The sequence below is a fragment of the bacterium genome, from assembly GCA_019695335.1.
Classification (GTDB): domain Bacteria; phylum CLD3; class CLD3; order SB21; family SB21; genus JABWBZ01.
In genome coordinates this window covers 18947-36751 of sequence record JAIBAF010000015.1, presented here as the reverse complement: position 1 = coordinate 36751, position 17805 = coordinate 18947, and the positions used below count along the sequence as shown (strand labels likewise).

Sequence of the window (17805 nt, the reverse complement as noted above, 5' to 3'; positions counted from 1 at the left end):
CTTTAAATCCTTTTCACTACAATCATCGACAGATCATCGCTGGCGCGGGTGTTGCCGGTGAAGCGGGTGATTTCGGCGGCGACGGTTTCGCCGATCGTTTGAGGTGGGAAATTCTGAAGACGGGACAGGAGTGCAGCGAGTCTTTCCGATCCGAAAAACTCGCCGGCTTCGTTGCAGGCTTCGGTAAGTCCGTCGGAGTACGCGAAAAATATTTCACTGCTTTGCAGAGTCACGGAATGTTCTTCGTACGCGGCGCTTTTCGATAGACCAAGCGCCGGGCCGCCTTTGGCGAGTTCTTTATATTCAAACGGCTGTCTTAGAATGACCGGTGGCAAATGACCGGCATTGACAAACCGAATTTCTCCGGAATCCGGCGCGAGCTCCACGTACAACAGCGACGCAAAAATATTGGGTAGGCTATCGCGATGAAAGATCGCATTGATTTGCTTGCAAAGCGCCGACGGACGGATGTTTTCGGAGGCGAGCGCCCTGACGGTAGCCTGAAGTTTGGCCGTAAACAGCGCCGCACGCAAGCCTTTGCCGGCGACATCAGCCATGACCACGGCATATTGTTTATCGGTGATTTTCAGGTAATCCACAAGGTCGCCGCCCACTTCATTCGCCGGCCTTGTAAAAAGCCATAAGGACCAGCCCGGAACTTCAGGACTTTTTTCGGGCATTAAGGCGTTTTGAATTTTACGGCCGGCTGCTAATTCGTCGTGAGCAAGCAATTTGTCCTTAAGTTCGAGTAATAAAATGAAAAAAATGACGATTCCGCCGATCGAGCCAAGATTAATCTGGAGATCAACTTCATGCAAACGAAACGTCATTTCATTGAATGTAAACACCAGCCCGAAGATGATCAGAATGCGTCTTGTCGGCGTGAGCCGGTAAAACATGCTTTTCAAAATCCATCCGATAAAAAATATCACGCGTTTAAAAACGTTCATATTTTTAAGCCGGGTCCGCTTTTCCTCGTCGAGGTAAAAATCATTCAACTCACGGATTTCTCTGCGCAGATTGTCGATGAAATTGCCGGTGCGAAAGTCTTCACCAAGCGTTTCAAAAAATCGCGGTTCTTTTTTGTTGGATTTAGTATTCATGGTGCATAAGTTTAGCAAATAATACGTAGAGTTCAAGAAATTGTTGATAACCTTGGCACACGGAAAACACTGATATAACTGATCAACACAGATTGATCATTGCCAATCGTTAAAAATTTAGCGCGAAGTCTGTCAAATCCGTGTCATCTGTGTGCGTATCTTCCATGTACTATTTGTTTAAATTTTTGTGTTTTTTTGTGGCGATTATAATTATCAAATTTTAATTATGTCTTTAAACGAATTTCATCCGGCTGTAGCAAACTGGTTTACTAAAACCTTCAGTCAGCCGACAGAAATACAATCGCTCGCGTGGCCGGCGATCAAACGCCGCCGCCACACGCTCATTGCTGCGCCAACAGGTTCCGGTAAAACCCTGGCCTCTTTTCTCGCCACGATCGACGATTTGATTCAACAAGGCCTGCAATCGCCGTTGCCCAACCAGACGATGGTCGTGTACGTGTCGCCATTAAAAGCGCTGAGCAACGATATTGAAAAAAATCTTCAGCGACCGCTTGAAGGTATCGAAGAAGAATTAACATCGATGCAGTTGCCGCGGGTCGAACTGCGTACGATGGTTCGAACCGGCGACACGCCTGCCAGCGAGCGCACCGCGATGCTCAAACATCCTCCGCACATTCTCGTCACGACGCCGGAATCGTTGTTTCTGCTTTTGACGAGTGAGAACGGCCGTAAAATGTTACATGACGTACATACGGTGATTGTGGATGAAATTCATGCGCTCGTGCGCGACAAACGCGGAACGCATCTGGCACTCTCGCTCGAACGTTTACAAGCGCTTGTTCAAAAACCGCTAACGCGCATCGGCATTTCGGCGACGCAAAAACCGATTGAAGCGATCGCGGATTTTTTGGTTGGAATTGATCAAGCCGCTCCTCAAACACAAACCGACTCTTCGGCTTCGCTCAAAGATCGGAACCAATGTACGATCATCAACACCGGCCACAAACGCAACCTGGAACTTGGCATTGAAGTTCCGCGTTCTCCGCTTACCGCCGTGATGTCCACCGAAGTATGGGAAGAAATTTATATCCGCCTCGAAGAACTGATCGCCGAACACCGCACGACATTGATTTTTGTGAATACACGCCGATTGGCCGAACGCATCGCCCATTATCTTACGGAAAAACTAGGACCCGAAACAATTACCGCACATCACGGCAGTATGTCGCGCGAGCAGCGGTTGGATGCCGAACAGCGATTAAAATCCGGTGCACTGCGTGCACTCGTTGCAACGGCGTCATTGGAACTCGGTATCGATATCGGCTCCGTCGATCTCGTGTGCCAGATCGGTTCGCCCAAATCAATTGCGACTTTTCTACAACGCGTTGGGCGCTCCGGACACAGCGTGACCGGTACTCCCAAAGGCCGGATTTTTCCGCTCACACGCGACGAATTGGTCGAATGCGCGTCGTTATTTGACGCGATCCGCCGCGGCGAACTTGATCACATCATCATCCCGGAAAAACCGGTCGATATTCTGGCGCAACAAATTGTCGCCGAAGTAGCCGCGCAGGAATGGCATGAGGACGAGTTATTCGAACTTTTTCGGCGCGCGTATCCCTACCGGAATCTGACGCGTAAGGAATTTGACGAGACGATCGAGATGCTGGTCAATGGATTTACGACACGTCGTGGTAAACGCGGCGCGTACTTATTTAACGATGTCGTCAACAAACGCCTGCGCGCACGAAAAGGCTCCCGGTTGGCTGCCATCACTTCCGGCGGCGCCATTCCCGATACATTTGATTACGATGTGATCCTCGAGCCGACGAATACGTTTATCGGAACGCTTAATGAAGATTTCGCTTTCGAAGCCAGCGTCGGCGATATTTTTCAATTGGGTAATAAGTCGTGGCAAATTCTACGTGTGGAAAATGGCGTAGTACGCGTTGCAGACGCAGGCATGTCACCGCCGAGTATTCCGTTCTGGCTCGGTGAAGCGCCGGGACGGAGTATCGAATTATCGTACGCCGTTTCGAGATTCAGAGATGAGGTGGCTTCACGGTTTGGAAATTTGGATGAATTATTGGCAGCAAATTCAGAACTCTCTCCCGACTCTTCGACCACGCTCAAAGATCGAGAGACTGCGCCGACAAAATGGCGCGGCACGGCTCCGGATTGGTTAGTCAATGAAGTTGGAATTCACTCGGCGGCAGCCGATCAAATTGTCACATATCTCGCCCTTGCGAAAACGGCACTCGGCGTAATCCCCTCGCAAACAACGATCGTGCTTGAACGATTTTTTGATGAAGCCGGCGACATGCACCTGATCATTCATTCGCCTTTCGGCAGCCGGCTCAATCGTGCATGGGGTTTGTCGCTTCGGAAAAAATTCTGCCGGAAATTTAATTTCGAGCTTCAGGCCGCGGCGACAGAAGATGCAATTATTTTATCGCTCGGTTCGACGCATAGTTTTCCGGTCGATGAAGTATTCACGTATCTCAATTCTAAAATCGTCCGGCCTACGTTGGTACAAGCTGTTTTCGATTCGCCGATGTTTGAAATACGCTGGCGCTGGAATGCAACGCGCTCACTGGCTATGCTGCGCCGCCGTGACGGAAAAAAAGTTCCCGCTCAGATTCAACGCATGAACGCGCAGGATCTGGTTGCGCTTGTTTTCCCGGATCAACTCGCGTGCCTCGAAAATATCGCCGGCGATCGTGAAGTTCCGGATCATCCTTTGGTCAATCAAACTATCGAAGATTGTTTGTTCGAGGCGATGGACGTCGGTGAACTCGAAAATCTTTTCCGGCGCATTGAAGCCAATGAGATCAAACTGGTAGCCAAAGATTTACGCGAACCGTCGCCGTTGGCGCAAGAAATTTTGAACGCACGTCCGTACGCGTTTCTCGATGACGCTCCGATTGAAGAACGCCGTGCCCGTGCCGTGATGAGCCGTCGCTGGCTTGATCCTTCCGAAGCCGCTGATCTGGGCAAACTCGATCCGCTTGCCATTGAATTGGTCTGTGATGAAGTCTGGCCGGAAGTTGAAAATGCGGATGAATTGCATGACGCCCTGACGCTTTTAGGTTTTCTGACCGAACAGGAAATCGCACCGTGGAAAAATTATTTTGATGAACTCGCTTCTCAAAAACGCGCAACGATTTTTCAGGTTAATCAAACAGTCTGTTATCTTGCTATCGAACGCGTCCAGCAATTCAAAGCGATTTTTGATAACGGCCACTTTACGCCCGAATTGAATCTTCCTGAAAAACTATTGGCTCAATCGTGGACCCGCGAAGATGCTTTGACAGAGATCATTCGTGGAAGACTTGAAGGACTTGGCCCGGTCACAGCTTCTAAACTTGCCCTTTCGGTCGGCTTACCGGCTTCTGACATCGATCAGTCTTTACTCAAATTGGAAGTTGAAGGATTTGCTTTCCGTGGAAAATTCAAGCCGGATGCATTGGAAACCGAATGGTGTGAACGGCGAATTCTGGCGCGCATTCATCGCTATACACTTGAGAAATTGCGTAAAGAAATCGAAGCGGTTTCGCCGGCTGATTTCATGCGGTTCTTATTTTCATGGCAGCACGTCGATCCTGCGGAGCGCTTAGAAGGCCAGGAAGCGCTGAATGTAGTTTTGAATCAACTGGAAGGATTTGAAGCGGCGGCAGCGGCTTGGGAATCGGATATTTTACCGGCGCGAATTACCGATTACGATTTTACCTGGCTCGATTTTGCCTGTTTATCCGGCCGCACTGCATGGGGACGATTTCGTGTGAACGGCTCCGGCCGCGGACCTGTCAAATCCACGCCGATCATGCTCGTGCAGAGAACGAATCTGGAAACATGGAAACATTTTTCCGACGCGCCGAAAGAAATTTTAGAATCGCTGTCGCATACGACTAAAAAAGTTTACGAGTTTTTAGTTGAACGCGGCGCATCGTTTTACCATGACATTGTTGACAAGGCCGGTGTGCTCAAGTCACAAGCGGAAGAAGCCATTGCTGAACTTGTTGCGCTCGGAATTGTCACGTCTGACAGTTTTACAGGACTGCGCGCGTTGCTGGTTCCGGCCAAATACAAATTAGCCAGCGCACACGAACGTGGAAAAAAACAAGCTCCTTTCACGATGGATCAGGCTGGACGTTGGGGATTACTTCTGGACAATAGCCAAGTTTCGGGCTCCCTCTCTGCACCTGCTTCAGACAAATCAAACATGGAAATCGAATTTACCGCCCGGCTTTTGCTCAGACGTTACGGCGTGGTGTTCAGAAAACTCGCTGAACGTGAAGCCATTTCGCCGCCGTGGCGCGAATTAGCTAAAATTTACCGGAAGCTCGAAGCGCGCGGTGAAATTCGCGGCGGACGATTTGTTGAAGGCGTGTGGGGCGAGCAGTTCGCACTACCGGAAGCCGTCACGAAATTACGTTCCATCAAAAAAGAACAAAAAACCGGCAAACTTATTTCCATCAGCGCGTCCGATCCGCTCAATCTTCACGGCGTCATCACCGTCGAAAAACGCGTTTCCAATATTGCCGCCAATCGTATTCTCTATCGCGACGGCGTTCCGGTAGCGCTTTTAGACGGCAAAGATGTCACGTTCCTTGAAAACATCAACGAGCCTGAAAAATGGCCTCTGCAAAACGTCCTCGTCCAACGTCCCATTCCTCCAAAATTGCGTTCCTATCTCGGCAAAGGGATTGCGTGAATTAAATCTCTGCTTGAATTAAAAATGTTAACTTTCGGCATGCCTGCTACGTCTTATTGTTATAAACGCGGAGTGAATTATGAATGAAGAACTATTTATATTTCCGGCATTGCTGGCTCTCGCAGGCTGGATTTCATGGCTTTGGTTCAGAAAATATCGGTTATCGGCTGACGAGAATATGAAGCAACTGGAGATCAAACACGAAATGATCAAAAAATTCTCAACGTATCAGGAATTCATAGAATTTCTAAAAAGCAGCGATGGAAAAAAGATATTCCCTGACCATCAGAGCAATGCTGAATTGAAAATTCTAAGGCTTTTGAGTGCGGCGGTTATTTTAATTTTGGCAGGCATTGCCATGCTGATAAACGGCTATTCGTGGAGCGGATATGAAGATGTCAACCAGATCAATAAAATGCACGATTTTTACTATTGGGGAAGTATGGCCATTGCCATCGGTCTGGGACTTCTGATCAATGCGGTGATTGCCAAGAAGTTTTTACAAAAATAATGACCGCGCGCTACCAGCATGAATGAAACTGAATTCAAACAATTGTATGAGTCGCATGCAAAATCGTTATGGTCTTACATCCGCCGTTTTTGTAATGATGAGGATCTGACTAACGATGTCGTTCAGGAATCGTTTGTGCGTATGCTCAGCCGCGAAATTCCATCCTTGACCGATCAACAGCGAAAAACCTATCTGTTTCAAACGGCTACGCGCCTGGTATTGGATCACTGGCGTGCAAACAAAAAAATGACTGAGCTTAGCATTGAAGATAAGATGGAACAAAATTTCGAATTGAAGGTTGTTCAAAAAATTGACCTCGAAAGCGCCTTTCGCCAATTACCATCGAATCAGCGCTCTTTGTTGTGGTTAGCTTATGCCGAAAATTATTCTCATTCCGAAATCGCCGAAATCCTGAACATTCAATCTAAAAGCGTAAAAGTTCTGCTGTTTCGTGCCAAAAACCGTTTGCTGGAAATTTTATCAAAAAAGGAATCGTTATGAATTCTGAGTGCCATCGTGAAAATGAAGTTATTCAGGCCATTGTGAAAAATGGTTGGACAAACGAATTACGCGTTCATGTTGACTCGTGCGCTTCCTGTCGGCTCGCTGAGCAGCTACTTAAGTCTTTTCAAAATATAAAAACCGAAACTGAGAAGCAGGCTGACGTTCCGCCTTTTCATCAGGTCCTCATTCGAAGCGAATTGCAGAAAAAAGAGCTGAATGTACGCCAATTTAACCGCCAGATTTCTACAGGAACATCAGTTTCCATGGTTGCTGCATGTATTTTAATTACAGTTTTATTTCTCAGCAACAACTACAATTGGGCGGCAATTCAAAGAAGTTTTTCGATTTTTAATTTTGAAACGTTTGTTCTTTTGTTTTTACTGATCGCATTATCAGAATTGCATCTGCTATCGGCTTCACGTAATGTCTTATAAAGCCGGATGTTTTTTATGAAATACCGTCGCATCCTGATAACGTTTGGCCAAGGCCAAAATCTGTGCCTCACCAAAAAGTTTTCCCATAAAAGTTATCGTTCTCGGCAAATGATCTTCTGTAAATCCGATTGGAAGTACCACGCACGGATGGCCGGTCAGATTAGTCAAAAGTAAATTATCCCCCGCAAATGGCGGTGCAAGATACACGTCGATCGTCGTCATCAGTTTTTGCATATCCTGAATAATCAGGTTTCGTATTCTGTTGGCTTGAATATATTCAACCGCAGGAATAAAACGAGAGGCACGGAAAACATTTGGCCATGCATTTTTAATTTGACGAACGAGCAAATCGTCTTTGCCGCTGCGTGTGAGTTCATCAAATGCAGCTCCGGCTTCGGCGCTGAGAATGATCGCGATGTCGAAGGTCGGATATTTGGGTAATTCCACCGGAACTAATTGCACACCCATATTTTTCAATGTTTCAAAAACGGCTGAATAATACTTCATGTCGGCTGAATCTTTTTCAAAATCGTTTTTCAAATATCCCACGCGTAATTTTTTTACGTCGATCGAAGCATCGTAATTGAATGGAGCGTCATACAACGTCGGGTCGACGCCATCCGGACCATAAATGGCGTTGAACACAAGAGCGCAATCTTCAACAGTCCGGCAGATCGGGCCGATTTTATCCATCGACCAACTTAATGCCATCGCGCCATGCCGACTGACGCGTCCATAGGTTGGACGCAAGCCGGTAACGCCGCATTCCGTCGACGGTGAGACGATGGAACCCCACGTTTCCGTTCCGATTGAGAAACCGACTAATCCGGCAGAAGTGGCCGAAGCCGATCCGGCCGACGAGCCGCTCGAACCCCGCTCTAAATTCCACGGGTTTCTTGTTTTACCGCCGTACCATACATCACCCCAGGCCAATTCTCCCATCGTGAGCTTCGCCACTAACACGGCACCGGCTTCCTCCAAACGTTTGACAACCGTTGAGTTTTCATCGATTACCTGATCTTTGTACGGAACGGATCCCCAGGTCGTTTTATAACCTTTGGCCGAAAGTAAATCTTTAATGCCGTACGGAATACCGTGCAGCGGCCCGCGATAGTTCCCTTTGGCTATTTCTTCATCGGCACGTTTCGCCTGTTTCATGGCAAGTTCTTCAGTAATTGTAATGACGCATTCCAATTTCGGGCCGTATTTTTTTAACCGGTCAAGATACATTGACGTCAATTGCACGGAAGTAATTTTTTTATTTTTGATGAGATAAGCTAATTCTCCGACGGAGTAAAACGCGATATCCTCGATTTTCGTAGGCATATCGACTTTATCAAGTTTTGACGATTTAAACGGCTTACGCTCAGTTTCAAATTTAAATCCTCCCGGAATCGGATTAAACTGAACGGCCGGCATTACGGAATTGGACAAATTTACTTTACGTATGTTTTCATAATTTGCTAACTGTTCCTGTAGCCCTTCCAGCATGGAATCTCTCTTGGCTTCATTGAAATTCAAGCCGATTAATTTCTCGGCTTGTTCTACCACAGCTGTCGTAATCGTCATTTGCGTTTGCACTAACATGCCAAGAACAAATCCGCAAAGAATAAACAGCCCAACAAAAATAAATCTGAAACGTTTCATAATTATTTTACCTTTCACTGAAAATGTGTCTGGATTTGAACGACCGAAAGGTAAATATTCAGCCAATACCGGTCAATAAATAACATTACCATAACCATTATTGAAATTGGTTGGGCACTTGCGTAAGTTTTGTTCCGGAGTTGCTATGAAAAGAATTAAGTGGATTTGGATTACCGTCTTTTTCATTGCTTGTGGCGGACTCGAAGAGCAGCCTTGGCTTCCGGTTGCTTCGCCAGAAAGTGCGGACTTAGATTCAGGCATCTTGAATGAACTGTCCGACCGGATTGAAGCAGGATATTATGGAGAAGTACATAGCCTGCTGATTATCAGACATGGACAATTAGTAACGGAGAATTATTACCGTGGTTATGGAGCTTCGAATAAACATCCGATGTATTCGGTAACAAAATCCGTGACATCCGCATTGATTGGAATTGCCATTGACAAAGGTCTGATCAATGATTTGAATCAACCGCTCCTTTCATTTTTCCCGCAATACAGTCAGATTCAAAATATGAGTTCCAACAAACAATCAGTAAAATTGTCGGATGTACTATCTATGCGAGCAGGATTTAGTTGGAACGAATTGTCCATCTCCTATTATGATCCATCGAATAATTTTAATCAAATGGCAAACAGCTCCGATTGGTGTAAATTTGTTTTAGACCGGCCGATGTCCGATCCTCCGGGTAGTCGCTTCGTCTATAATACCGGTGCAAGCGTTTTGTTGTCCGGTGTGTTGGAAAATGCGACGGGTCAATCAGCCGAATCTTTTGCTCGCGAAACCCTGTTTGATGCGTTGAATATTACCGATTATAAATGGACGGAAGCAGCGATGGGGATTACCAATACCGGAGCCGGTTTATATCTAACGCCTCGTGACATGGCCAAAATCGGTTATCTATATCTGCAAAAAGGTATGTGGCAAGGTGTACCGATTATCTCATCCCACTGGATCGACACTTCTACAACGTTGCATGCGGTTTTAACGTATCCTTTCGGTTATGGCTACCAATGGTGGATGACAGCGGCCGACAGTTTGAAAAATCATTCTCCCACGCGTCAGGACATAAAAATTGCATGGGGGTTTGCGGATCAATTTATTTTTGTAATTCCAAAATTAGACATGGTGGTGGTCTCCACCGGCGGCAATTACGATGAAAGTCATGACGATCAAGCTATTATTTTTTTACAACAATACATTTTAAAAGCAGTAAAGGATTAAACAAGCATGTCCATAAAAAAACTTATTCGATCTAAACTGACTTTGATAATTTTGCCGGTAATTGCCGTTCCAGTTATTTTAGGCTGGGGAGCGTACGGCCATGAAAGGATCAATCGGGCGGCCGTGCTGGCTTTGCCTTCGCCGCTGCTGGAGTTTTTTTACAATCACATCGATTTTGTTACTCAGGAATCATCCGTTCCGGATTTGCGGAAATACACGTTGCGCGATAAAGCTGAACATCCGCGCCATTACATTGACCTGGAAAATTTCGGGATCCTTGACAGCATTCCTTTGACAATGAAAGAAGCGAAAATAAAATATTCCGAAGCATTTTTGGACACGAACGGGATTTTGCCGTGGTATTTGATGGAATCGATGGATAAACTGACGCGCGCTTTTAAAGAAAAAAGAAAAACCGAAATCCTGTTTCTTGCAGCGGACATCGGTCATTATCTCGGCGATGCCAATATGCCTCTGCACACATCGGCCAATCATGACGGACAATTGACTAATCAACGCGGCATCCACGCATTTTGGGAGGCTCAATTACCGGAAATGTTTGGTTCCACTTATGATTTCCATACCGACGAAGCAAAATACATTGAAAACGTCCAATCGGAAACGTGGGATATTATCCTCCACTCTCACAGGCTTGCTGACACGCTTTTGATGATTGATCGTGAACTTAAAAAAACTTTTTCTCCGGATAGCATCTTAGTCAAAGGCGCTGACGGAAAACCTGCCAAGAATAAATTTAGCCAGGTCATTCACACGTTAAATTACGCCCGTCAATATCATGCCCAAGCCAACGGTATGATCGAGCGCCAGCTCCTCAATGCGATCCGTTCAACAAGTAATTTCTGGTACACAGCTTGGATTAATGCAGGCAAACCTGATCTGAATAATCTAGATCCGAAAGAATTGACTGAACGCAACCGAAAGAATCTTAAAGAAGAATTGTCTTTGTGGAAGAAAGGAAAGTTGTTCGGAATTCAAAGCGAGACAGATTTTTAAACAATAAGCTGTCTTGAAAACAGCTATTAATGCACTGCTGCCGAAACATCCCAATGAATTCGTCCGCTAAACGTTGGGATAATCAAAAAAAAGTTTCAAATCTTCAGTGGTTTTTTCAAGTAATTTTTTTTGTGTAGTAGTGTTGAGTTTTTTGTTAAAAAAATTGAAAACAACGGACATCCGGTCTTTTTTTAGTATTCGTTTCCATGTGCCTTCAACTTGCCCATTAATAGTAATCGTCGGCCAGAAAATTCCATTATTTGAAATCGCCTTAGCAAAATTTCCGGAAGGTATGGACGCTTTTCGGTTTTTGTAGCTGATCAAAAACTCATCAAACGCTGGAAGTAAAAAAGCCGAGCTGATTGTCTGGTTTGACGAATCTTTCATTAAATAATTTTGCTTATCTATAGTCTTTTCAATAAAATTTTTTCGAATCGTTTGGAAAGCACTTTTGGCATCGCCGACTGGTAAACCTGACCACCATATAAAATCCTGTAACGTGGCTGGACCATGGCTGGAAAAATAAAGACTGGATAATTTATATAATGATTCCTCTCGTGTCATTTTTTTCTTTTTGGAAATTCGCTCATCAAGCAGTGCATACGTTGTTTTTTTTCCTTTTAAAACACCACTGCAGATCAGTCCATCCAACTCCGCCATCAGGAAAATATGCGATGCACGTGAATCTTTTGTTGAAATTTTAGCTTTTTCTAATTTAGCCATCAATTCATCGCGAGTTGAATGATTATTTCCCATCAAAAATTTTTCGATAACAGCATAACTTTTAGACAAGACACTTGCTGAAAGCCCTAATTGTTTGTGTCTTGATTTCATCGACGACCGGATATGGGGCGCTGTCAATTCCAACATCCAATGGATATCTTCCCCGGTAACGAAATGCCATGTCGGCCTCAGAACATGTGTCCTTAAGATATCGCCGCCATCCAACGCGGCTTCAATTGTTTTCTCAGTTGATCCGGGCAGCCTTACGCCAATGGCCCACTTCGCCATCGTGTAATCCTGAGCTTGTATGGCGCCAAGCCACGAAACGATTTCTGAGGGAGTTTCGCCGCGGTTTTGAATTAACCCTTGATTGGCCAAGCGCAACTGCGCTACGTCAGAATGAATCATTTGATTTGAATTGGAAGATTTTTTATAAAAAGGAAGGATTTGGATTTAAAGTCACTGCTTCGGGAACTTCAATCGCACGTCGATGTGCCCGTTATCGAGACTGAAACATGTAGCATCGCAATAATCTTCCTCATCAACTTCAATATCGTCTCCGTCAACAGCAAACACGGTATCACCGTCGGCTTGAATATATTTGGCAACAACTGAATAATAATGATCGACCGGCAGGATCAGTGTTAAACCGTTGACGGACAACATCGTATCCATTACAAGATCATTGTTTTCAAAATCTCCGAGATATACCCATACCGGTACTTGTGGATTTTGGGCATTGATCGTAGAACGAATGATTAACTGGCCTTCCGTCGGACGCGAATCAATACAATCAAAGGGCGCTACTTCACAATCGTCGTCCGCATTTAATAATTCTTCACATCCGCTGTTTAGGATAATAGCTGATAGTACAAAAGAAACAAAAGTGTTTCGTAAGAAGTTCATCACAATTGACCTCCTAAACCGGCATAGATGCGGACGCCGCGAACTGTTTTCAAATCGCTATACTGCAAACCGCTTCGCAGAAATACATAACGTGAAAATTTGTACGATACACCGACATTGATTACCGGCGTAATTCCATCCTTTGTTTCGAGGCTCATTCCCATAAATGTGCCTTCACCCGACCCGCGGTAATCGGCAAATGTATAACCACCCGACGCGCTGATAAAGGCATCCCATCGATTATTCAACCAGAATTTTTTATCCAACCCCGCAGCAATTACATACCGGTACTCTTTCCATTGAAAATACGTCCTGCGCCCATGTTGAACTAAAATACTTTTTCCAAATGGTCGCCCAAAAAACGTCGCCGTGATACCGAGAAATTTTTCGCCCTTGATGGAGTAACGATAGGTTCCTCCAACAGCAAAATCCGCTGCACGAAAAGGCATTTCAAGATAAAATGAATGTCTGTGTTTGCCTTCGTACGTCATAGCACCGCCACGATCAAATTGTGCAAACACTGAAAAAGTCGCCAAAAACAAAAATGTGCAAAAATATTTACTCATATTTTTTTATTCTAGGTTTTGATCATACATGTTAAAGCAATTTGTCTGTAATCAGGACCTTCAAAGCCTGGTTTGCTATAACGAATAAAAATCACGATGCTGTTTTTATAAATGACAACGTTTTCAATAGAATGAAAAAAAGGACAATCTTTAATTATGTCTTTTTCAAGTATCCAAATTGAATTTCCAATTGTTAATTCTAGATTAAATCGTTTGACTGGAAATCCGTCATTACAATTTTGAGTAATATTGTTTCCATACAACTCAGTTTCAATAACTTCGATCTGGTAACTTATTTGGCCATCAACAAAATGAAAAAATTGTGGAAGTATATTCTCAGGTTTTTGTGAACGCCCAACATTGCCGAAGCTAATCTGATACTTGGCAAATTTTTCGGAAGTTTTTTCAATAGCTAATTTCCGAATTTGGAGTTCTACATTTTCACAATGTTGGTTTTCTTCTTCTTGCCCAACTTCATATGATTCTACCAAATACTTATTAGCGGGTACGTCTACTATGAAAACCGAGCTATACGGAAAACCCGTTCCATCATGAACCCCAAACATTTCAAATGCAACATAGCGGCCATCAAGAGAAAAACCAAGGACCGCGCATGATGACTCATCCCCGGCGTTTACCTGTTTAGATATAAAATTAAAAAGGAATAAAAACCAAATATAACGAATCATGCAATCGTGATTTCTTTTTCGAGATAAACGTCTTGAATGGCATTCAATATTTTGACGCCATCTGCCATCGGCTTTTGGAATGCTTTACGGCCGGAAATTAATCCCATTCCACCGGCGCGTTTATTGATGACGGCTGTAGCTACCGCTTCCGAAAGGTCGCTTGCTCCTTTGGATTCTCCGCCTGAATTGATCAATCCTGCACGGCCCATATAGCAATTGGCAACTTGGTACCGTGTCAAATCGATAGGATGATCGGTCGCCAGAGTATCATACATCTTTTTGTGAAATTTACCGAATTTCAATGCTTCGTATCCGCCGTTATTGGTCGGCAATTTCTGTTTGATAATATCGGCCTGAATGGTTACTCCCAGATGATTGGCCTGTCCGGTAAGATCAGCCGCCGTATGAAAATCTTTTTCAGGAGTTTTAAAAGCGTTGTTGCGTGTATAGCACCACAAAATGGTCGCCATACCGAGTTCATGAGCATACGCAAATGCCTGGGTGACTTCTTGTATCTGTCTGGACGATTCAGCCGAACCGAAATAAATTGTAGCGCCAACGGCAGCTGCTCCCATGTCCCATGCCTGTTTGACCGAACCGAACATTATTTGATCGTATTTATTAGGATAACTTAAAAATTCGTTGTGGTTGATTTTTACGACAAAGGGTATTTTATGCGCATATTTCCGTGCACAGGTTCCTAATACGCCAAATGTAGACGCCACCGCATTACATCCGCCTTCTATGGCCAACTTGACGATATTTTCTGAATCGAAATAGATCGGATTTGGCGCAAATGATGCCCCGGCTGAATGTTCGATTCCCTGATCGACCGGAAGGATTGACAAGTAACCTGTTCCTGACAAACGGCCTGTATTGAACAATATTTGTAAATTACGCAACACCTGCGCATTACGATCACTGTCTTTCCAAATTCGATCTACAAAATCAGGGCCCGGTAAATGCAGTTGGTCTTTTGTAATTCCTTTGCATTGATGTTTAAGAAGTTTATCCGCTTCTTGTCCTAAAAGTTCGGTTAATTGTTTCATCATGGTTGTGTCTCCCGGTAAGTAGATTTTTGGCCGTTGAATGTATTAAAAATTCAATGTCGCTTCAATGTTTATCTGAAATTTTTATCCGTGCAAAAAACACTAATTTCTTTTTTTGCATTTTATTGATTCGTAAGAGTGTTTCATTCTTTCTTTGCTATAATTTTGACCGAACCATCAAAAAATTCGATGCTTGTTTCATTTGATCCTGAAAACTCTTTAGCGCGTTGTACAATTTTTCCGTTTTGCCGCGCAATGGAATAGCCGCGCCTGAGGGTGTTTCGCGGATTGAGAGCAGACAAATGTTTTTCGATATGTTCTGTTTTTTGTTTAAGAAGCCCGATCCGGTGCCGAAAATTACGAACCAATTGTCGCTCAAGGTCGTCTGTTTGTTGGCGGTATTCACCGACCATTGTGGCCGGTTGCCGAAACGCATAACGATTTTGTAATTGCTCCAATTCATCGCGATACTGTTCAATAACGCTGCTGACATTTTGCGTCAAAGTATATTTCAAATTACGAACCTGTTGTTGTGTTTCAGCCCGATCCGGCACGGCTAATTCGGCCGCTGCAGACGGCGTTGCAGCCCGGACATCGGCAACAAAGTCAGTAATGGTAAAATCGATTTCATGTCCGACGGCGCTGATGGTTGGTATCGTACATGCAAAAATCGCCCGTGCAACTTTTTCTTCATTGAACGCCCATAAATCTTCGAGTGAACCGCCGCCTCGGCCAATGATGAGTACGTCGGCCAATCGGTATTCTTCAAATTCTTCGATCGCCCGGACAATATCATCGGCTGCGCCGATTCCCTGAACTTTTGTTGGCCGCAAGATCAATTCAACGCCCGGCCAGCGTCTTTTGGACACGCTGATGATATCGCGGATAGCCGCGCCAGTCGGTGAAGTTACGATTCCAACGGTCTGGGGAAATGCCGGAATAGGTTTTTTGTGCACTTCATCAAATAGACCTTCTTCGAAAAGTTTTCGTTTCAATCTTTCAAACGCCGCTTGTAGTTCCCCGGTTCCAATCGGTTGAATTTGGGAAACTGTCATTTGATAATAGCCGCCTTTTTCATACAATGCCAGCCGGCCCCGAACGATAACTTTGTTGCCATCGGTGAAAGGTAAATCCATCGTTTCCGCATCCGATCTCCAAACGACGCATTTGATCTGAGCCATTTCATCTTTGAGAGTGAAATACAGATGGCCGGAACCATGGCGGGTAAAATTGGAGATCTCTCCTTGTACCATCAGAGAAGGAAAGCTTTCCTCGATCAGGAATTTGATCTGGCGGGTAATTTCAACTACCGAATAGACCTTTGGTTTCCTTGGCTCCTCATCAAGGAAATCCTTGGACGATGAAAAAAGGTCCATAGTCATAAAAAGTTTTAAATTTTATAATTTAAATCCGAAGGTTATTCCTCCGGTGAGATAGAGCCCGTTAATTTCTGATCCGGTCGAACTTTTGAAAGAGGAGCCCATGATGCCGACGCCAATATTGGGCTGGATAAAATAACGGTCATTCATTTTAGTACGATAACCGCCTAAAAAAAAGACGGAATACGTTTTTAATTGGTTGGAAAATTTTTTGTCAACTTCGGAATGTTCAAAAAATAAATTTCCTGTTACACCGGCATTCCAAACAAAACCTTCATTTAATTTATAAATATAGTTATTCAATACAAGCGCAAACCCAACGCCGTGAATCCATTTTTTATTTATTTGAAACGTTGCGGGATCTTCAAAATCGGAGTAACGGGATGAATATCCGGCTAGGAATGAAACGGTACTTTTGCTGACGGCTCCGTATTTGTTTCGAAGGCCGATTTCGTAACAAACGCCGGTAATATTATTGATGGAAGTTGTTACGGAAAGATAATGCGGAATTTCCCCTGCTTGCACGTTGGTTTGAGACTTCGGTTGAGTTTTTCGGCGGGCCTGCGACCATGAAGAATGAACGGAAGCTATTACCAATACGAACACCATCAGATTTCTCACACACGCCTCCGTCCTATTTTTTTTCATACTTTTTTACCGTATACCCTTTGGGCACCTCTTGTTTGAAGATATCTTCTTTAATCGATTGATTGATTTTAAAATCGGAGAATTCCCATATGGTTGTATCGCCATCATTTTCGTACAATTCTGCGCCATACGGTAACCAGAGGTCGTCGCGTATATAAATAACTACTTTTTCAAATTTTCCATCGAGCTTACCGTTTTTTAATGGCGTTAACTCCATCTTAAACGAGTTGAATTTTTTCTCGACTTTTTTAGGACCGACTTTCACGTCAAAATATGTTTCAAGCATATCCATCGAATTGCCAATGCCCATCATATATTGTGAAAAATTTAATTCTGAATCGTTGGTGATGGTGACGGATTTGCTTTTGTGATTAATCATCCAGATTTCTTTACCATTGATCACGTATTGATTGTCTTCTTTGTTGCCGGGATCCAGCATATATTTGCCCGGTTTGGAATAATAAAATACGGCACGGCTTACTACTTCATTGTCCATAAATGACGATGTTTTCCGTTGTTTCATTTTCGCCTGCAACGAAGTAACTTTGTCATTGTTGATTTTCATATTAGACATCACGTTCTTTTTCTCTTCGTCACCAGCATAGCTGAAGCGAAAACCGAACGCAATCAATGTTATTATCCAGAAAATATTACGAAACATGGTATTACTTTCTTAAATAAGAAATTTTTATTTATATAGCTCTATGCGGCTGGAAAATAGCGATTTTGAAT

The 17805-nt window shown here is 44.2% G+C and carries 16 protein-coding genes; 6 read left to right on the top strand and 10 right to left on the bottom strand.

The features are described 5' to 3' along the window. Positions 1-2: 2 nt before the first annotated feature. Positions 3-1103 (bottom strand): serine/threonine-protein phosphatase, encoded by a 1101-nt coding sequence (locus tag K1X84_05705; protein MBX7151115.1) that lies wholly within the window; start codon positions 1101-1103, stop codon positions 3-5. Positions 1104-1329: 226 nt separating this feature from the next. On the opposite strand from K1X84_05705, the gene K1X84_05700 reads away from it, so the two are divergent. From K1X84_05700 to K1X84_05685, 4 genes are all read left to right on the top strand, one after another. After that, a complete protein-coding gene (locus K1X84_05700; protein ID MBX7151114.1) occupies positions 1330-5778 on the top strand; it encodes a DEAD/DEAH box helicase in 4449 nt (1482 codons plus the stop codon). 79 nt (positions 5779-5857) lie between these two features. Next, positions 5858-6289, top strand: a complete 432-nt coding sequence (locus tag K1X84_05695) for a hypothetical protein (GenBank protein MBX7151113.1) — start codon at positions 5858-5860, stop codon at positions 6287-6289. Positions 6290-6307: 18 nt separating this feature from the next. Further along, entirely contained in the window at positions 6308-6790 is a 483-nt protein-coding gene (locus K1X84_05690) for an RNA polymerase sigma factor (GenBank protein ID MBX7151112.1), read from the top strand. Continuing rightward, positions 6787-7227, top strand: coding sequence for a hypothetical protein (locus tag K1X84_05685; GenBank protein MBX7151111.1), 441 nt, complete (start codon positions 6787-6789; stop codon positions 7225-7227). Before K1X84_05690 ends, K1X84_05685 begins: the two co-directional genes overlap by 4 nt. On the opposite strand, the gene K1X84_05680 is transcribed toward K1X84_05685, so the two are convergent. Next, the gene (locus K1X84_05680; protein ID MBX7151110.1) at positions 7222-8874 is read right to left on the bottom strand and encodes an amidase; all 1653 of its coding nucleotides are present in this window, start codon (positions 8872-8874) and stop codon (positions 7222-7224) included. The genes K1X84_05685 and K1X84_05680 overlap by 6 nt on opposite strands. 145 nt (positions 8875-9019) lie before the next feature. On the opposite strand from K1X84_05680, the gene K1X84_05675 reads away from it, so the two are divergent. Further along, the gene (locus K1X84_05675; GenBank protein MBX7151109.1) at positions 9020-10099 is read left to right on the top strand and encodes a beta-lactamase family protein; all 1080 of its coding nucleotides are present in this window, start codon (positions 9020-9022) and stop codon (positions 10097-10099) included. Positions 10100-10123: 24 nt separating this feature from the next. After that, positions 10124-11113 (top strand): S1/P1 Nuclease, encoded by a 990-nt coding sequence (locus K1X84_05670; protein ID MBX7151108.1) that lies wholly within the window; start codon positions 10124-10126, stop codon positions 11111-11113. Positions 11114-11179: 66 nt separating this feature from the next. Here K1X84_05670 and K1X84_05665 read toward each other — a convergent pair whose 3' ends face one another. From K1X84_05665 to K1X84_05630, 8 genes are all read right to left on the bottom strand, one after another. Next, entirely contained in the window at positions 11180-12244 is a 1065-nt protein-coding gene (locus K1X84_05665; GenBank protein ID MBX7151107.1) for a winged helix DNA-binding domain-containing protein, read from the bottom strand. A 51-nt stretch (positions 12245-12295) separates the two neighbouring features. Then, the gene (locus K1X84_05660; GenBank protein MBX7151106.1) at positions 12296-12742 is read right to left on the bottom strand and encodes a hypothetical protein; all 447 of its coding nucleotides are present in this window, start codon (positions 12740-12742) and stop codon (positions 12296-12298) included. Then, complete coding sequence (locus K1X84_05655; GenBank protein ID MBX7151105.1) at positions 12742-13308, bottom strand: hypothetical protein; 567 nt, start codon at positions 13306-13308, stop codon at positions 12742-12744. The genes K1X84_05660 and K1X84_05655 overlap by 1 nt, the downstream gene beginning before the upstream one ends. Positions 13309-13319: 11 nt before the next feature. Next, on the bottom strand, positions 13320-13997 hold the full coding sequence (locus K1X84_05650) for a DUF2259 domain-containing protein (GenBank protein MBX7151104.1): 678 nt from the start codon (positions 13995-13997) through the stop codon (positions 13320-13322). Continuing rightward, the gene (locus K1X84_05645; GenBank protein MBX7151103.1) at positions 13994-15049 is read right to left on the bottom strand and encodes a class I fructose-bisphosphate aldolase; all 1056 of its coding nucleotides are present in this window, start codon (positions 15047-15049) and stop codon (positions 13994-13996) included. Before K1X84_05645 ends, K1X84_05650 begins: the two co-directional genes overlap by 4 nt. A gap of 140 nt (positions 15050-15189) precedes the next feature. Then, positions 15190-16428, bottom strand: a complete 1239-nt coding sequence (xseA, locus tag K1X84_05640; GenBank protein MBX7151102.1) for an exodeoxyribonuclease VII large subunit — start codon at positions 16426-16428, stop codon at positions 15190-15192. A 15-nt stretch (positions 16429-16443) separates the two neighbouring features. After that, positions 16444-17073 carry a hypothetical protein gene (locus K1X84_05635; protein MBX7151101.1) on the bottom strand — a complete coding sequence of 210 codons (630 nt, stop codon included), beginning with the start codon at positions 17071-17073 and terminating at the stop codon, positions 16444-16446. After that, positions 17060-17734: an outer membrane lipoprotein carrier protein LolA gene (locus tag K1X84_05630; protein ID MBX7151100.1), complete on the bottom strand. Its 675-nt coding sequence runs from the start codon at positions 17732-17734 to the stop codon at positions 17060-17062. The genes K1X84_05635 and K1X84_05630 overlap by 14 nt, the downstream gene beginning before the upstream one ends. Positions 17735-17805: the final 71 nt, after the last annotated feature.